15 protein-coding genes are annotated in these 17,015 nt (G+C 73.5%); 8 read left to right on the forward strand and 7 right to left on the reverse strand.

Annotated elements, in window-relative coordinates:
• Window positions 1–2: 2 nt before the first annotated feature.
• Window positions 3–1,490 carry an adenosylhomocysteinase gene (gene ahcY / locus AC4F3Q_RS10665; RefSeq protein ID WP_491039942.1) on the forward strand — a complete coding sequence of 496 codons (1,488 nt, stop codon included), beginning with the start codon at window positions 3–5 and terminating at the stop codon, window positions 1,488–1,490.
• Between the two features lie 79 nt (window positions 1,491–1,569).
• Here ahcY and AC4F3Q_RS10670 read toward each other — a convergent pair whose 3' ends face one another.
• Window positions 1,570–2,388: an RDD family protein gene (locus tag AC4F3Q_RS10670; protein ID WP_491039943.1), complete on the reverse strand. Its 819-nt coding sequence runs from the start codon at window positions 2,386–2,388 to the stop codon at window positions 1,570–1,572.
• Between the two features lie 68 nt (window positions 2,389–2,456).
• Between AC4F3Q_RS10670 and AC4F3Q_RS10675 the strand changes: the two genes are divergently transcribed.
• A complete protein-coding gene (locus AC4F3Q_RS10675) occupies window positions 2,457–3,443 on the forward strand; it encodes a stage II sporulation protein M (protein WP_491039944.1) in 987 nt (328 codons plus the stop codon).
• 48 nt (window positions 3,444–3,491) lie between these two features.
• Here AC4F3Q_RS10675 and AC4F3Q_RS10680 read toward each other — a convergent pair whose 3' ends face one another.
• The 6 genes from AC4F3Q_RS10680 to AC4F3Q_RS10705 form a co-directional block, all read right to left on the reverse strand.
• Entirely contained in the window at window positions 3,492–3,614 is a 123-nt protein-coding gene (locus AC4F3Q_RS10680; RefSeq protein ID WP_286189531.1) for a hypothetical protein, read from the reverse strand.
• 103 nt (window positions 3,615–3,717) lie between these two features.
• Window positions 3,718–5,010 (reverse strand): DUF58 domain-containing protein, encoded by a 1,293-nt coding sequence (locus AC4F3Q_RS10685; protein WP_491039945.1) that lies wholly within the window; start codon window positions 5,008–5,010, stop codon window positions 3,718–3,720.
• A gap of 40 nt (window positions 5,011–5,050) precedes the next feature.
• Window positions 5,051–6,136: an AAA family ATPase gene (locus AC4F3Q_RS10690; protein ID WP_491039946.1), complete on the reverse strand. Its 1,086-nt coding sequence runs from the start codon at window positions 6,134–6,136 to the stop codon at window positions 5,051–5,053.
• Complete coding sequence (locus AC4F3Q_RS10695) at window positions 6,133–7,389, reverse strand: DUF4350 domain-containing protein (protein WP_491039947.1); 1,257 nt, start codon at window positions 7,387–7,389, stop codon at window positions 6,133–6,135. The genes AC4F3Q_RS10690 and AC4F3Q_RS10695 overlap by 4 nt, the downstream gene beginning before the upstream one ends.
• On the reverse strand, window positions 7,386–8,114 hold the full coding sequence (locus AC4F3Q_RS10700; RefSeq protein WP_491039948.1) for a DUF4129 domain-containing protein: 729 nt from the start codon (window positions 8,112–8,114) through the stop codon (window positions 7,386–7,388). Before AC4F3Q_RS10700 ends, AC4F3Q_RS10695 begins: the two co-directional genes overlap by 4 nt.
• A 3-nt stretch (window positions 8,115–8,117) precedes the next feature.
• Entirely contained in the window at window positions 8,118–9,443 is a 1,326-nt protein-coding gene (locus AC4F3Q_RS10705; protein WP_491039949.1) for a DUF7847 domain-containing protein, read from the reverse strand.
• A 107-nt stretch (window positions 9,444–9,550) separates the two neighbouring features.
• On the opposite strand from AC4F3Q_RS10705, the gene mtrA reads away from it, so the two are divergent.
• From mtrA to AC4F3Q_RS10735, 6 genes are all read left to right on the forward strand, one after another.
• A complete protein-coding gene (mtrA, locus tag AC4F3Q_RS10710) occupies window positions 9,551–10,234 on the forward strand; it encodes an MtrAB system response regulator MtrA (RefSeq protein ID WP_168447814.1) in 684 nt (227 codons plus the stop codon).
• Window positions 10,235–10,238: 4 nt separating this feature from the next.
• Window positions 10,239–11,999, forward strand: coding sequence for an MtrAB system histidine kinase MtrB (gene mtrB, locus AC4F3Q_RS10715; RefSeq protein WP_491039950.1), 1,761 nt, complete (start codon window positions 10,239–10,241; stop codon window positions 11,997–11,999).
• Window positions 11,996–13,807 carry an LpqB family beta-propeller domain-containing protein gene (locus AC4F3Q_RS10720; RefSeq protein ID WP_491039951.1) on the forward strand — a complete coding sequence of 604 codons (1,812 nt, stop codon included), beginning with the start codon at window positions 11,996–11,998 and terminating at the stop codon, window positions 13,805–13,807. Before mtrB ends, AC4F3Q_RS10720 begins: the two co-directional genes overlap by 4 nt.
• A gap of 108 nt (window positions 13,808–13,915) precedes the next feature.
• Entirely contained in the window at window positions 13,916–14,671 is a 756-nt protein-coding gene (locus AC4F3Q_RS10725) for a ComF family protein (RefSeq protein ID WP_491039952.1), read from the forward strand.
• Between the two features lie 179 nt (window positions 14,672–14,850).
• Window positions 14,851–15,471, forward strand: coding sequence for a ribosome hibernation-promoting factor, HPF/YfiA family (gene hpf / locus AC4F3Q_RS10730; RefSeq protein ID WP_168447817.1), 621 nt, complete (start codon window positions 14,851–14,853; stop codon window positions 15,469–15,471).
• 137 nt (window positions 15,472–15,608) lie between these two features.
• Window positions 15,609–16,871: a winged helix-turn-helix domain-containing protein gene (locus tag AC4F3Q_RS10735; protein WP_491039953.1), complete on the forward strand. Its 1,263-nt coding sequence runs from the start codon at window positions 15,609–15,611 to the stop codon at window positions 16,869–16,871.
• The last annotated feature ends 144 nt before the right edge of the window (window positions 16,872–17,015 follow it).

Below are 17,015 nucleotides of genomic sequence, written 5' to 3' on the forward strand. Positions count from 1 at the left end.
GAATGTCCACGTTCGACGAGGTTCCTGGCCGCTACAAGGTGCGTTCGCTCGCGCTCGCCGAGGCCGGGCGCCACCAGATCCGCCTCGCCGAGCACGAGATGCCCGGGCTCATGGCGCTGCGCGCCGAGTACGGGCCGAGCCAGCCGCTCGCGGGCGCCCGCATCGCCGGCTCCCTGCACATGACCGTCCAGACGGCCGTCCTCATCGAGACGCTCGTCGACCTCGGCGCGCAGGTGCGCTGGGCGTCGTGCAACATCTTCTCGACCCAGGACGAGGCCGCCGCGGCGATCGCCGTCGGCCGCGACGGCACCCCGGACGCGCCCGCGGGCGTGCCCGTCTTCGCGTGGAAGGGCGAGTCCCTCGAGGAGTACTGGGACTGCACCGAGCAGATCATGCTCTGGCCGACCGACGACGGCGGGCTGCAGGGCCCCAACATGATCCTCGACGACGGTGGTGACGCGACGATGCTCGTCCACCTCGGCGTGGACTACGAGGCCGAGGGCGGCGTTCCTGCCGACACCGCGGAGGGCGATCTCGACCACTCCCACGAGATGAACGTCGTGCGCGCCGTGCTGCGTCGCTCCCTCGAGACGGACCCGCAGCGCTGGACGCGGATCGCCCCGGCGATCGTCGGCGTCACCGAGGAGACGACGACGGGCGTGCACCGCCTGTACCACCTCGCCGAGAAGGGGGAGCTGCTCTTCCCCGCGATCAACGTCAACGACTCCGTGACCAAGTCGAAGTTCGACAACAAGTACGGCATCCGCCACTCGCTGCCGGACGGCATCAACCGCGCGACCGACGTCCTCATCGGCGGCAAGGTCGCGTTCGTGGCCGGCTACGGCGACGTCGGGAAGGGCGCCGCCGAGGCGTTCCGCGGGCAGGGCGCGCGCGTCATCGTCTCCGAGGTCGACCCGATCTGCGCGCTCCAAGCCGCGATGGACGGGTTCCAGGTCGCCCGCATCGAGGACGTCCTCGACCAGGCTGACTTCTTCATCACCACGACCGGCAACTTCGGTGTCATCACCGCCGAGCACATGGCGGCGATGAAGGACAAGGCGATCGTCGGCAACATCGGCCACTTCGACAACGAGATCGACATGGCCGGGCTCGCGCGCATCCCGGGCGTCACCCGCACCGAGATCAAGCCCCAGGTCCACGAGTGGACGTTCACCGACGGCCGCTCGATCATCGTCCTGTCTGAGGGCCGCCTGCTCAACCTCGGCAACGCGACCGGTCACCCGTCGTTCGTCATGAGCAACTCGTTCGCCAACCAGGTGATCGGGCAGATCGAGCTCTTCACGAAGGCGGACGGACCGGACGCGTACGCGACGGACGTGTTCCGGCTCCCGAAGGTCCTCGACGAGAAGGTCGCGAGGCTCCACCTCGACGCGCTCGGGGTGCGTCTGACCGAGCTCAGCCAGGCGCAGGCGGACTACCTCGGCGTCAAGGTCGAGGGCCCCTACAAGCCCGAGCACTACCGCTACTGACGCGAGCGCCGTCGCTGCAGCGCCGGAGCCCGGGCCTTCTCGGGGCCCGGGCTTCGCTCGTCCCTGCGCTCGCTCCGGCTCAGCTGAGCGGGTCCGGCACGCCGTACGGCAGCCGGTGGATCATCTCCTCCTGCTCGCGGGCGAGCGCCCGCGCCCGCTGCGCGGCAGCCCACTCGCGGTCCCGGCGCGCGGCGAGCACCGCCATGAGGAACGCCTCCGGGTGCGTGCCCCCGGGCGGCCCGGGAGCCACGAGCTCCTCGACCTCCGCCGCGAGCGACATGCCCAGCCGAGCCCGGGACTGCACCGCGAGCCTCGGGGCGCGGCCGAGGAACTGGCGCACGGCGAGCGCGAGGCCGTCAGGCAGGCGGCGGATGTCGGCCTGCGCCGCCCATCCGGCGAGCTCGGGCGGCATGACGATCGTCGCGTTGTCGACAGCCCCGCCGCGCGAGCGCACGGCGTGCGTGCCTGCGAGCAGGTCGCCGACGCGCTTGCCCGAGGGGTGCGCGAGCGACACGATCAGCGCGACCGCGCCCATCGTCAGCCAGACCTCGCCGACGCCGACGAGCGCACGGACGAGCGCGTGCCGCAGCCGTACCGGGCCGCCGTCGTCCCGCACCACGCGGATCCCCATGACGACCTTGCCGAGCGACGCGCCGCGGCTGAGGGTCTCGATCGTCGTCGGGATCACGACGAGGAGCAGCACCATCCCGGCGATCGCCACGATCGTCTCGGCGTACGGCGTCATGAGACCGTCGGCGAGCCCCACGATGACCACGCCCGCGACCGCGAGGAGGGCGAGGGCGACCATGTCGATCGCCGCGCCCACCGCTCTCGTCGCGAACGATGCAGGTCGAGCGTCGACGACGACGCCCTCGCCGATGATGATGCCCTCGCGCACGTGCTCCCCCGGCTGGTTCGTCGGACGTCGCCGCCCGTCAGCGGCGCACTCTCGATAGGGTAGCGCCCGTGGACCTGGACGCCTTCAGCGAGACGCACGCCCCCGAGTGGGACCGCCTGGCCGAGCTCACGCGACGGCGCGTGCTCGACGGTGCCGAGGCGGACGAGCTCGCACGGCTCTACCAGCTCACGGCGACGCACCTGTCGATGGTGCGCTCTGCCGCCCCGGACCCGGCGCTGATCTCGCGGCTCTCGACGCTCGTCTCGCGTGCCCGCGCGCGTATCGCCGGCGCGCACGAGCCCGCCTGGTCGGACGTCAAGCGGTTCGCGCTCGTCTCCGCTCCTGCCGCGCTGTACCGGATCAGGTACTGGACCTACGTCGTCACGGCCGTGTGCGTCGTCATCGGGGTCGTTGCCGGCGTCACCGCCGTCAACGACCCTGACGTGCTCGCCATCCTCGGCACCCCGTCTCAGCGCGCGAGCTACGTCGAGGAGCAGTTCGCGTCCTACTACGACCCGGGCATCGGGTTCGCGGGGCGCGTGTGGACCAACAACGCGTGGATCGCGGCGCAGTGCGTCGCGTTCGGGATCTCCGGGGTGTGGCCCGCGTTCGTCCTGTTCAACAACGCGGTCCAGGTGGGCGCGATGGGCGGCCTGATGGCCGAGGCCGGTCGCCTCGACATCTTCTTCTCGCTGATCCTGCCCCACGGTCTGCTCGAGCTGACGGCGGTCTTCGTGGCCGGCGCGGCGGGCCTGCGGCTCTTCTGGACCGTCGTGTCGCCGGGGCGGAGACCGCGAGGTCTCGCGCTCGCTCAGGAGGGGCGTGCGCTGTTCACGGTCGCGGTGTCGCTCGTCGTCGTCCTGGGGGTCTCCGGCCTCATCGAGGGTTTCGTGACCGGCTCCGGGCTGTACTGGTGGCTCAAGATCGCGATCGGGGTCGTCGCGCTCGCCGCGTTCTGGACCTACGTGATCGTGCTCGGCCGTCGCGCCGTCGCGGACGGCGAGACCGGCGACCTCACCGAGGACCGCGCGGGAGCGGCGCTGCCCTACGCGTGACCAGCGCTGATGCTCGCACCTGATCGCGGTGCGGCGGCACGCGGCGCGTCAGAGGAAGAGGATGCCGATCGCCGGGAGCGCGACGGCGGCGAGCATGGAGACCGCGACGACGAGCGCGACGCGGCGCTGGTGCCGCTCGCGGGCGGCGGGGCTGGAGTACCTGCGCATCATGGCCCCAGTCTGCCAGGGACCGCGAGGCGAGCGTGCCACGGCCCCTGTCAGCGCCCCGTGCCAGGCCGCCGCCGCGTGCCACAGCCCCCGGCGGCCCGGAGCGTCAGAGCCGTCCGGCGGACTTGAGCGCCAGGTACAGGTCGGCGAGGGCGGGCGCGAGCGACTCGGGCACCTCGTGCAGGACCTCGGCGCCGTGCCGCCGCAGCACGACGGACGCTGCGGTCCGTTCGAGCTCGGTGCGCTCGACGGCCGCGGCGTCGAACAGCGCGGCTGAGTCGGTGCGGTCCGTGCGCAGCTCCTCGAGCTCCGGGTCCCGCACCGACGCGACGACGACGACGTGATCCTGCGCGAGACGTCCGAGCACCGGCAGGAGCCCCGACTCGACGGGGGCGGGGTCGGTCGTCGTCAGCAGGACGACGAGCGCGCGGTGGGACAGCCGCTGCCGGATCGCGCCGACGAGCGCGGGCCAGTCCGTCTCGAGCAGCTCGGGCTCGACGGGGGCGAGGGCGTCGGCGAGCGCGGGCATGAGGCGCGGTCCCTGCGCGCCCGCCACCCGGGCGCGGACGCGGCGGTCGAACGCCATGACCTCGACGCGGTCGCCTGCGCGGGACGCGAGCGCGGACAGCAGGAGGGTCGCCTCGATGCTCGCGTCGAGGCGCGGCTCGTCCCCGACACGCGCCGCGGACGTGCGGCCGGAGTCGATGACGACCATGACGCGACGGTCCCGCTCGGGCCGCCACGTGCGCACGACGACCTCGCTGCGCCGTGCCGTCGCACGCCAGTCGATCGAGCGGACGTCGTCGCCGATCACGTACTCGCGCAGGGAGTCGAACTCGGTCCCTTCACCGCGCACCTGGACCGCGGCCCGGCCGTCCATCTCGCGCAGCCGCGCGAGGCGCGACGGCAGGTGGCGGCGGGAGCGGAACGGCGGCAGGACGCGCAGCCGTGCGTCGACGGCACGGGTCGACTGACGTCCGGCGAGCCCGAGCGGGCCGATCGACCGGACGGTGACGCCAGCGGCGTCGCGGTCGCCGCGGCGCGTCGGGACGAGCAGCGTGCGCAGCCGGACCGACTCGCCCGCGGGCAGCCGGAAGGGGTGCACGGGCTCGACGGCGCCTGCCGAGGGCTGCCACGCGTCGCGCAGCCGCCCGCGCGCCGCGCGGCGCGATTCGTTGGTGAGCGTGACCGTGCACGTCGCATGCTCGTCGAGACGCACGGCGTCGGGTACCGCGCGGCGCACCGTGAGGCGCGGCGTCGGCACGGCGAGCAGCGCGTCGAGGACGCAGAGCGCGACGACGGCGAGCAGCCAGGCGACGACGGTCGAACCGTCCGGCCGCAGGACGACGGCGATCGCTCCGAGCGCGGCCAGCGCGACCGCACGGCCCGTCACGACCACGGGGCCTCCCGACGCGAGCGTGCGGCCAGGTGGAGCGAGGTCATCGCGGCACCGGGACGTTCGCGAGGACGGTCGACAGCACCGTCTCGGCGGTCACGCCCTCGAGCTCGGCCTCGGGCCGCACCTGGACGCGGTGCCGCAGCGTCGGGTGCGCGAGCGCCTTGACGTCGTCGGGCGTCACGTAGTCCCGGCCCGAGAGCCACGCCCACGCGCGGGACGTCGCGAGCAGCGCCGTCGCGCCACGCGGCGAGACGCCGAGCGAGAGCGACGGGGACATGCGCGTCGCGCGGCACAGGTCGACCGCATAGCCGAGCACCTCGGGCGCGACCTGGACGTTCGCGACACGGTCGCGTGCGGCGTCGAGCACGCCACGGTCCGCGACAGCGGTCACGCCTGCGCCCGCGAGGTCGCGCGGGCTGAAGCCGGTCGCGTGGCGGCGCAGCACCTCGATCTCCTGGTCACGCTCCGGCAGCGGCAGGACGACCTTGAGCAGGAAGCGGTCGAGCTGGGCCTCGGGCAGCGGGTAGGTGCCCTCGTACTCGACGGGGTTCTGCGTCGCGATGACGAGGAACGGGTCGGGCAGCGGGCGCGGCGTGCCGTCGACCGAGACCTGACGCTCCTCCATGGCCTCGAGGAGCGACGCCTGGGTCTTCGGAGGCGTGCGGTTGATCTCGTCGGCGAGCATGAGGTTCGTGAAGACGGGGCCCTCCCGGAAGGAGAACTCCGCGCTGCGCGCATCGTAGATGAGCGAGCCGGTCACGTCGCCGGGCATGAGGTCGGGCGTGAACTGGACGCGCGTCGTGTCGAGGTCGAGCGAGGCGGACAGCGTCCGCACGAGGAGGGTCTTCGCGACGCCGGGGACCCCTTCGAGGAGGACGTGCCCGCGGCACAGGAGCGCGATGAGGAGGCTCGTGACGGCGGCGTCCTGCCCGACGACGGCCTTCGCGACCTCCGCGCGCACGGCCGCGAGGGCCCCGCGCAGACGGTCGTCCTCCGACGCCATGGCCGGTGCCGTGGGCGCCGGCGCCGCGACGGGAGCCGGAGGGGCCGGGGGAGCCGCGGGCGCCGCGGGCGCCGCGCCCTCGGACGGGTGGTCGGGCGTGGCGGGGAAGGGCTGGTCGGTCACGTGCGGTCAACCTCACTCTCGAGCTGGTCAAGCATCTGGGTCAGTCGGACGAGCGCCGCGTCGTCGGCGGGCGGGGGGCCGTAGAGGAGCTCGCCGACGTCGGCGGCGCGTCGACCGGTGGCCCGGCAGACGGCGTCGACGACCTGCGGCCCGGACGCCGACCTGGGCAGGCCGGTGCGTCGGGCGAGGCGGTCGGCGGTGCCGGCGCGCAGCGCGGCGCCGGCATGCCCGTGCGCCCGGCCGCGCCGGTAGAGCCGTGCGCGGCCGCGCGTCGCCTCGCCTGCGTGCACGACGACGGGCAGGGGTTCCGCGACGACGGGGCCGAGCTGACGCCCGCGCCACACGATCGCGACGCCGAGGACGCCTGCGGCGAGCCACAGGAGCTGGGCCGCGGGGCCGGGAAGGAGGTCGAGGATCGAGACGTCCGCGCCGTCGGCGGTGTCGTCGACCGCGAGCGGCTGGTACCAGACGAGCGACCCGGTCCTGCCGAGGACGCGCAGCGCGAGGGCTGCGTTGCCCTCGTCGATGATCTCGGCGTTCGTGAGGAGGTCGGCGGAGGAGAGGGCGGTCACGCGCGATCCGTCGGGCCGCGTGGCCGAGGCGACGGCGTGGAGCGGCTCGCCCGCGCTCCCCGTGGCACCGGTCGGGAAGCAGAGCGAGGTCGAGGGGTCGCCGGTGAACCCGCGGCCGCCCGCGCGGATGGGCCCGGCGGCTGCCGCGTCGGGGTCGGTGCACCCCGCGTCGAGGACTGTGGCGGGGATCGACTGGTTCGGGCGGGTGATCCGGCCGTCGCTCGCCTCGGAGACGAGGTCGCTCTGCGGGTCCGCGAGCACGAGGTCCGCGCCCGACGCGAGCAGGACCTCGCGTGCCTCGGGCGTCATGAGGTAGTCGTCGAGGACGAGGACGGTCGTGCCGGTGCGCGCGCGCTGCTCCAGATCGGCGGTCGCGCGGACGTGCGAGACCTCGACGCCCTCGCCTCGCAGCACCGCGGCGAGCGCCATCGCGCCGCCGGGGTCGGGGTTGTCGGGCGCGTACGGGGTCGACGACGTCGAGGGGGTCACGAGGAGGAACACGAGGCTGCCGACGACGAGCGCGCCGACCACGGCGAGCGGCCAGCGCGCACGGGAGAGACGGGCGCGCCACGTCGTGCGTGCGGCCGGGACGGGCGCGGCGTCGTCCGTGGGGAGCCCAGGCGTCATGTCGTCGAGCAGCGGGGCCTCGACGACGGGCGCGTGCGGCGGCGGGACGGTCATCGCTGAGCCCCCGTCCCGTCCGTGCCGGACGGCGCGCCTGCGAGGACGCTGGCAGGCTGTTCGTCGTGCGCGCGGACCGGGCGTGTCTGCGCGAGGGTCTCGTCGAGCGTGGCGACGCTCGCGTAGCCCGCCTCGTCGACAGCGCGGTGCCCGTAGAGCACCGCGTCGAACAGCCGGGCGGCGGTGAGGATCGACTGCGCGTACGTCGGGAAGAAGACGCCCGCGTCCGCCGCGGCCTCCTCGGCCGTGCGGCTGGGCACCTCCTCGAGGAGCGCGCGCTCCTCGAGGGAGCGGACGACCGCGCGGAACCTCTCGACGGTCGCGAGGGCGAGGTCGCCGCCTGCGACGGCTGCGACGGCGCTCGCGCGGATCTGCGCGGCTGTCCGGGCGTCGTCGCGGCCCAGGACCGCTCCGCCCGTCGTCCGCACCGCGCGGCGGCGACGCACGGGCCCGGCGACGACGAGCGCGATCGCGGCGACCACGAGGACGACCGCCATGACGATGATGGCGATCCACGTCCCGCTCAGGTCGCCGCTGAGCGACCCGAGCTCGGAGAGCCTCTCACCGAGCCACTCGAGGAGACGTTGCAGGAGGCCCTTGGTCTGGCGGTACACGGGCTTGCCGAGCTCTTCGACGACCATGCGCCGAGCCGTCTCCCGGTCGGGGTCGACCGGGATGCTCGCGAGCAGGTCCGCCGCGGGGTGCCGCAGGCTGCCTGGGACCATCCGTCAGCCGTCCTGGAGCCGCGCGGCGGCCGCGGTGAGCTCGACGTCGAGCCCCTCGCGGCGCATCCGCACGTCGATGTAGAGGAGGGAGACGACCGAGGCCAGGAACGAGATCGTGATCGTGTAGACGAGCGCGTAGAGGACGCCCTGCGCGATCGAGAGCGCGAGGATCGACGTGGTCGAGAACATGACGACGGCGAGCCCGAGGGACAGCGGGACCGAGAGCACGCCCGTGACGACCTGGACGATGATGTTGGTGAGGATGTAGAGCCCGAGGAGCCGCCAGAACGCACCGCGGCTCAGGAGCCAGCCGCGCTTGAGCGCGACGACCGGGCCGAGCCTCTCGAGGACGAGGGCCGGTGCGGCGAGCATCGTGCGGACCGTGAACCAGACGAGACCCACGGCTGCGGCGAGCCCGACGAGGATCCCGGTGATGACACCGAGGCCCACGGACACGGTGTCGCCGAGGAGGTAGGCCCCGAAGATGCCCGCGCCGCCCGCCGCGACGATGAGCGTCGAGCCGAGCCCGACGAGCAGCGTTAGGAGGAGCAGCCACCCGAGCCGGGACCTGCAGGCCTTCCACACCTCGGCGACCGTCGCCCGCTGGCCGAGCACCGACCGGCTCACGGAGTAGGTCAGCATGCCCGTGATCATGGGCGTGACGAGGACCATTAGGAGCGCGGACGTGATCTGGAAGAACACCCCGGCCTCGTCCTCCCCGGAGATGAGGATGACGGACGGGTCCGACGCGGAGGAGGTTCCTGCGATGTCCTTGACGATGCCCGGGAGGAACTTGGCGACGGCGAGCTGGACGAGGACGGCGACGACCATCACGGCGCTCATCGCGATCGCGGTGAGGCCGAGCATGACGCGCGGGTTGGAGCGCAGCGCGCCGAACGAGCCGTCGAGGAACTCGCCGACGCGCATGGGCCGCAGCGGGACGATGCCGGGGCGCGCTGCGGTCGTGTGCCCGACGTAGGCGCCCTGCGCGCCCGTGAAGCCGGTCGGCGCCTGCGGCCCGCCGGGCTGCCCGTACTGCGACTGCCCGTACTGTCCTTGGCCGTACTGGGCCTGCCCGTACTGGGCCTGCCCGTAGCCTGGCTGGCCGTACGGGGGCTGCCCGTACGGGGGCTGCCCGTACGTCGGCTGTCCGGGGGCCGGCTGGCCGTAGGCCGGTGGTGCGGGCGCGGGCGGAGCTCCTGCTGGCGCCGTCTGCCCGTACCGGGGAGCCGGCGGCGCGGGTGGCGGAGGTGGTGCGTACTGCCCGTAGCGCGGAGCCGGCCGCTCGTCGGGCGACGGAGCGTCGTCGCGGTCGTCCGGGCTCGTCATCAGGGCTTCCTTCCCAGGTCCAGGCACGCGCCGCCCCCTGCGGCGCACCAGGCGCCATCGTGCCACGAACGGGCCCTCCGGCGCAGGAATGGTGGCACACTGTCGGCATGAAAGAACGAGTCCTGGTGGTCGACGACGACACCGCGCTTGCGGAGATGATCGGGATCGTCCTGCGCGGCGAAGGATTCGAACCGTCCTTCTGCGCGGACGGCGACTCGGCGCTCGCGGCCTTCCGCTCCGCGAAGCCGGACGTCGTGCTCCTCGACCTGATGCTGCCCGGCAAGGACGGCAACGAGGTCTGTCGGCTGATCCGCGCCGAGTCTGGTGTCCCGATCATCATGCTGACCGCCAAGTCGGACACCGTCGACGTCGTCCTGGGGCTGGAGTCGGGCGCGGACGACTACATCTCGAAGCCGTTCAAGCCCAAGGAGCTCGTCGCGCGCATCCGCGCACGCCTGCGCCGCAACGACGACCCGGAGCCGGAGCGCCTGACGATCGGCGACCTCGAGATCGACGTGACCGGGCACCGGGTGACGCGTGCCGGCAACCCCATCCTGCTGACGCCGCTCGAGTTCGATCTGCTCGTCGCGCTCGCACGCAAGCCCTGGCAGGTGTTCAGCCGCGAGGTCCTGCTCGAGAAGGTGTGGGGCTACCGCCACGCCGCCGACACACGCCTCGTCAACGTCCACGTGCAGCGCCTGCGCTCCAAGATCGAGCACGACCCGGAGAAGCCGGAGATCGTCGTGACGGTGCGCGGCGTCGGCTACAAGGCCGGCGTCTCGGTCTCGTGACCCCGTGAGCACGCCCACGCGCCCGGTCGTCGCGCGCGTCCGGCGCAGAGCGACGCTCGTCGCCGAGGGCGTGCGGCGCGGTGCGCGCCGCTGGCGCACCTCGATGCAGCTCCAGGTCGTCACGACGTCGCTCGTCGTGGGGCTGCTCGCCGTCGGCGCGCTCGGGGCGTACCTGACGACGTCGATCCGCGACGGCGTGTTCGACCAGCGCCTCGAGGAGATCCTCATGGAGAGCGCACGGTCGACCGAGCAGGCGCAGGCACAGTTCGACTCGGCGACCGCGGGCACGGGCACGCAGGTCCAGCAGCTGCTCAACGACATGCTCCCGCGCCTGCGCACGAGCGGCGCCGGCAGTCGTGAGGTGTTCTTGTGGCGCCCGGAGAACAGCACCGCCTCCGCGGCGGTCATCGACCTCACGACCGCGCCCGCCCTCAACGGGCTCGTCAGCCCCCAGATGCGCGCGCAGGCGGTGCGCGGGGAAGGCCAGGTGTGGCAGTCGGTCGCCATCCCCGAGGACCCGGGCGCGGAGGTCTCGGGCGTCGTGCCCGGGATCGTCGTCGGCTCCCTCGTGGAGGTGCCGCTCGCCGGGCCGTTCGAGCTGTACTACGTCTACTCGCTCAAGGGAGAGGCCGAGACCCTCGGGTTCATCCAGCGGATCCTGGGTGCCGGTGGCATCACCCTCGTCGGCATGCTCGGCATCATCACGTGGATCACGACGCGGCAGGTCGTCCAGCCGGTGCGCAACGCGGCGCTCGTCGCTGAGCGCCTCGCCGACGGGCACCTCGACGAGCGGCTCACGGTGCGCGGTCAGGACGAGATGGCGACGCTCGCCCGGTCCTTCAACGAGATGGCCGCGAGCCTGCGCGACCAGATCCGCCAGATGGAACAGCTCTCGGCGCTGCAGCGCAGGTTCGTCTCCGACGTGTCCCACGAGCTGCGCACGCCGCTCACGACGATCCGCATGGCGAGCGAGGTCATCCACTCGTACCGCGAGGGTTTCGACCCGGCCGTGCGTCGCTCGGCGGAGCTGCTCGCGCTCCAGCTCGACCGCTTCGAGGACCTCCTGGCCGACCTCCTGGAGATCTCGCGGTTCGACGCCGGCGCTGCGACGCTCGACGCCGAGCGGCGCGACCTGCGTGACGTCGTCGACCGCGCGACGGACCAGGCCGTGGCCCTGGCCGAGCGCAAGGGGGTGTTCCTCTCGGCGGAGTACCCGCCGGAGCCCGCGATCGCCGAGTTCGACCCGCGACGGGTCGAGCGCATCGTGCGGAACCTGCTCGTCAACGCGATCGAGCATGCGGAGGACGGTCCCGTCGAGATCACGATCCGCCACGACCATGAGGCGGTCGCCGTGACGGTCCGGGACTTCGGCGTCGGCATGACGACCGAGGCCGCGTCGCACGTGTTCGACCGCTTCTGGCGCGCCGACCCGGCGCGTGCGCGCACGTCCGGCGGCACCGGGCTCGGCCTGGCGATCTCCCTCGAGGACGCGCACCTGCACGCAGGGTGGCTCGAGGCGTGGGGACGGCCGGGCTCGGGTGCGTGCTTCCGACTGACCCTGCCTGTGCGTGCCGGGATCGTGCTGACGACGTCGCCGCTCCCGCTCGTCCCCGAGACGTCGCGTCCGCGTGCCGGCGGACCGACGGGGCCCACGACGGGGCAGGTGCCGGTCGTCGTGATCGACCGGCACGGTCCGAGCGCGCTGCCGGACCTGGAGGCGCTCACGGCCGACGGCGGGCCCGACCGACCTCAGGAGGTCTCATGAACCGCACCGCCCTCGTCCACGGCGACGGTCGCCGTCGCGCGCGTCGCGCGGTGCCGGCGATGTCACTCGCTGCGGTGACCGCGCTCGTCGTCCTCGCGGGGTGCGCCGCGATCCCCACCCAGGGGCCGGTCGCCCAGGGGGACGTCGTGCTCACCGAGAACGACGCGCTGTTCCTCCAGGTCTACGGGCCGGACGCGAACGCGACGCCCGAGCAGATCGTGCGGGGCTTCCTGTCTGCGCAGGCTGCGGGAGTCAACGAGGTGTTCGCGACCGCTCGTGAGTTCCTCACGGAGCGTGCCAGCCAGGAGTGGGACCCGTACGGCCAGGTGACCGTCTACTCGGGCGACCTCGGCCTGACGATGAGCCACGCGCCGTCGGCCGACGGCGACGCGGAGGACGCTGCGCCCGCGACAGAGCAGCCGGCGCCCGACCTCGCGACCGTCGACCAGGTCGTGCTGTCAGGCCCGGCGAACGTCGCGGGTGTCGTCGACGTCGCCGGGCAGTATGTCGAGGCGTCGAAGGACGCCCGGCAGGACGTCTCGTTCGTGCTCACGAAGGACGACGCAGGGCAGTGGCGCATCGACGAGGTGGCCGACGGCGTCCTCGTGTCCCAGCCGAACTTCGCGTCCGTCTACCGCTCGACCCCCGTGTACTTCTTGTCGCAGGACCTCACGACGCTCGTCCCCGAGCTGCGGTGGTTCCCGCAGCGCAACATCGCGACGAACGCGGTGCGGGCGCTGCTCGCGGGGCCGTCCGAGTGGATGCGTGACGCGGTCGTGTCGGGCGCCCCGGCGGGCACCTCGCTCTCGGTCGAGGCCGTCGCGGTGGACTCGGCGGGCACCGCGAGCGTCGACCTGACCGGCCCTGTGCTTGCTGCCGACGAGGACCAGCGTGCGCTGCTCTCTGCCCAGCTCGAGGCGACGCTGCAGCGGATCTCGGGCGTGTCGGACGTCGCGCTGACGGTGGGTGGCGCCGCCCTGACGGTCAAGCCGCACCCTGAACTCGAGCGGGACCTGGCACCCGCGGGGCCTGCGCTCGGTGTCCGTGAGGGGACGGTCGTCTCCCTCGACGGCCGCCAGCTCTCGCCGGTCGTCGGGATGCCGTCGCTCGTGTCGCTCGACCCGACCGCGATCGCGGTGCGCGACGGCGTCGTCGTCGCGAGGCTGGGCCGGGACCGGCTGGCGCGCCTGGCGACGGGGGGCGAGGTGACGGACCTCCTGGCGGAGCCTGGCGTCGTCGCGCCGTCGGTCGACAGGTTCGGCTGGGTGTGGACGGCGTCCGAGCGCGCCGACGGCGGCCTGATCGCGGTCCGGGCGTCGGACGGCATGCGGATGGACGTCGTCGTGGACTGGTTGGCGGGACAGGTCGTGCGTCAGGTGCGGGTGTCCCGGGACGGCGCTCGCGTGGCTGTGCTGTCGGCGGGACCGGAGGGCACGCAGGTCGAGGTCGCGGGGATCGTGCGCGACCCGGACGGCGGCCCGCAGCGGGTCAACGCGTCCGTCCCGGTCGGTGGGTCGCTCGCGTCGGCGTCGGACGCGGCGTGGGTCGACGAGGTGACCGTCGCGGTGCTCGGTGACCCGTCGGACGGGCAGGCGCCTGGCGTCGCGACGAGCGTCTCGCTGGTCCCTGTGGGCGGCCAGACGGAGAGCCTGCAGCCGGTCGAGTCGGCGGACGGGATCGCAGCAGGGCGGGGGAAGCGCGCGGTGTACGTGCGCACGGGCAGCGGCGACCTCTTCACGCGCTCGACGACGGGGACGAACTGGTCGCTCGTGACGGCCGGGGTCGAGCTGTTCACCTTCCCGGGGTGAGATGACGCCAGGGGGCAGGCCTGCCCACAGCCTCGATGCATCGCAGCACCGCCTCCGGGGTGCGCGTCGCGCGCCCCGTGCACGGGCCGCGCGCGACACTCTCGCAGGATGCTGCGAGAGGTCGTGCGGCTCGTGCTGCCGCTCGAGTGCGCGGGGTGCGGGCGCCCCGACGTCGTGCTGTGCCCCGGGTGCACGGCGCTCGTCGCCGGGCCCCCTCGGCGTGTCGACGCGGACGCACCGCGGCTCGACCTCGCAGGACGCGCGGACCGTCTGCCCGTGTGGGCGTTCGCGGAGTACCGCGGACCCGTCCGTGAGGCGGTCGTCTCGTGGAAGGACCGCGGGCGCGCCGACCTGGACCCCGTCCTGACCGCTGCCCTGCGCTCCGGCGTCCGCGAGCTCGTGCCGACCGTCCGGCTCGCTGCTGGTCCCGCGACCGAGCTTCTCGTCGTGCCCGTGCCGTCGTCTCCGCTCGCTTCGCTGCGCCGCGGACGCTCGCCCGTCGGCGTCCTCGCCGGTGCCGTCGTCGACGGCTTGCGGTCCGCGGGTGCTCGAGCGCGGCTGTGCACCGCGCTCGTCGGGCGAGCGTCGGCCCGGGACCAGGTGGGGCTCGGCCAGCGCGCGCGGCAGCGCAACGTGAGCGGGAGCATCGCCGTGCGGGGCGCCCGCCTGGCGCGCGCCGCCGGTCGCGAGCACCCGACGGCGATCGTGCTGGTCGACGACGTCCTGACGACCGGGGCGACGCTCGCCGCGGCCGACCGTGCCCTCGGTGTGGCGCGCGTCCCGGTGCTCGCTGCGCTCGTCCTCGCGGCGACCCCGGCTCCGGGAGGGACTTTGGTGCTGCCGCTCGGGCCGTGCGCGGGATAGTCTGGCTGCGAGCCAGTTCACCGGTGGTTCGCAGCAGGACGGTTGTGCCCGAGGCCCCGTTCGCTCGGCCACCGACGATCGTGGGGAGGTGATCGACACTCGTGGCCCAGGTGGCCCACCCCCTCTGATTCATGCCGGGCGGCCGGAGCGCCGCCCCACCACCCACGTGGAGGCTCAAAATGGAGATTGCCATCGTCGGACGGCACACTGAGGTGCCCGAGAGGTTCCGGCGTCACGTTGAGGAGAAGCTCGCCAAGGTCTCGCAGCTCGCGCCGAGCGCGCAGCGCATCGATGTCGAGGTCACGCACGAGAACAACCCCCGGCTCTCCGACGTGCGCGAGAGGATCGAGCTCACGGTCCGCGACAAGGGCCCGGTCATCCGGGCCGAGGCGTCTGCTGACGACCGGTTCGCGGCCCTCGACCTCGCCACCACCAAGCTGCTGGAGCGTCTGCGCAGGTCCCGCGACCGTCGCAAGGACCACCGTTCGAACAACCCCATCCCGCCCGTCGACGTGAGGCCGTACGAGCCGGCACCCGAGCCCGAGCCGGAGGCGCGCGGCCCGCTCGCCCCGGGCGAGGAGATCGAGGTCCCGCTCGGCGACTCGCCGGTCGTCATCCGGCAGAAGGTGCACGCAGCGAAGCCGATGACGATCGACGACGCGCTCTACGAGATGGAGATGGTCGGTCACGACTTCTTCCTGTTCGTGAACCGCGAGACAGGTCGCCCGTCTGCGGTCTACAACCGCAAGGGCTGGAGCTACGGGGTCCTCGAGCTGGATGTCAGCGCCGAGACCGCGTAACCCCCCCGACCGGCCCTGCCGGACGCTCGCACAGGACCCCGGCCGCTCACGCGGCCGGGGTTCTGTCGTGCGCCGTCTGCGCCAGACGCGCGGCGCGGTGGCGCGTGGGTGTCGGTGGGTCGCGGTGGAATGGTGCGGTGGCGATCACCCGGGAGACCCTGTCCTTGTCGGAGGCGCGTCGCGTCGCGCTCGCAGCGCAACGGCTGCACCGGGCTCCCGCGCCGGGCCGGGCTCCGGCCGGCGGCGCCGCGGTCGGCCGCCTCGTCGAGCAGATGGGCGTGCTGCAGATCGACTCGGTGAACGTCCTTGCGCGTGCGCACCTCATGCCGGTCTACTCGCGTCTCGGCCCGTACCCGACGACGGCGCTCGACCGGGCCGCGAGCCGCAGGCCCCGGCGCCTCGTCGAGGCGTGGGCGCACCAGGCGTCCTACGTCCCGGTGCAGACGTACCCGCTCCTCGCGTGGCGGCGTCGCGAGTTCGAGCGCGAGGCGTGGGGGAGCATCGCGTCGGTCGCGTCCGCGCACCCGCAGACGCTGCAGCGTGTCATCGAGATCGTCTCTGCGGACGGCCCGGTGACGGCGACGCAGGTGCAGGCGGAGATCGAGCACGAGCACCCGCGCGGCAAGGCCGAGGACTGGGGCTGGAACTGGTCCGCAGCGAAGATGTGCCTCGAGCACCTGTTCTTCGTCGGCCGCGTCGCGGTCGCGGAGCGTAACGCGTCGTTCGAGCGGCGCTACGACCTCACCGAGCGGGTCCTGCCGCCCGCGGTGCTCGCGTCGCCGGACGTGCCGGAACCCGAGGCCGTCCGAGCGCTCCTCGAGATCGGGGCGCGTGCCCACGGGGTCGGGACGCTGCGCTGCTTCCAGGACTACTTCCGGCTGCGCGGGCCCGCAGTGCGCACGGCGCTCGACGAACTCGTCGAGGAGGGCGCGCTGCGTCCTGTGCGGGTGCGGGGCTGGGACCGGCCGACATATCTGCACCGCGACGCCCAGCTGCCGCGCAGCGCGACAGCGGTGACGTTCCTGAGCCCGTTCGACCCGCTCGTGTTCGAGCGGCGCCGTCTCCAGGAGCTCTTCGGCGTCGACTACCGGATCGAGATCTACACGCCCGCGCACAAGCGGGTCTACGGCTACTACGTGCTCCCGCTGCTCGTCGGTGAGGCGATCGTCGCGCGGCTCGATCTCAAGGCCGACCGTGCGGCGGGTCGGCTCGTCGTCCGGTCGGCTGCCCAGGAGCCCGGCGTGACGGGCGACGTCGTCGCGGCCGCACGCGGGGAGCTTGCCCGGCTCGCGGGCTGGCTCGGGCTCGGGACGGTCGTCGTCGAGCGGGACGCGCGGGGCGAGCTCGCGGGGCGGCTGGTCGGCGGCGCGAGCGGGGTGGAGGCAGTCGTGCGGGCGTGAGGCCGGCGCCTCCTGCGCACGTGCAGGGTCCGGTGCGGTCCTGAGGCGGACCGTGATGTGACTCGGCGCACCCTGGCGCGCATAGGATGGTGGAGTATGTCGCCTGGGCACGAGGCTCGGGGCGGCCAGTGACCCAGACGATCA

The organism is Flavimobilis sp. BM9, assembly GCF_058313055.1.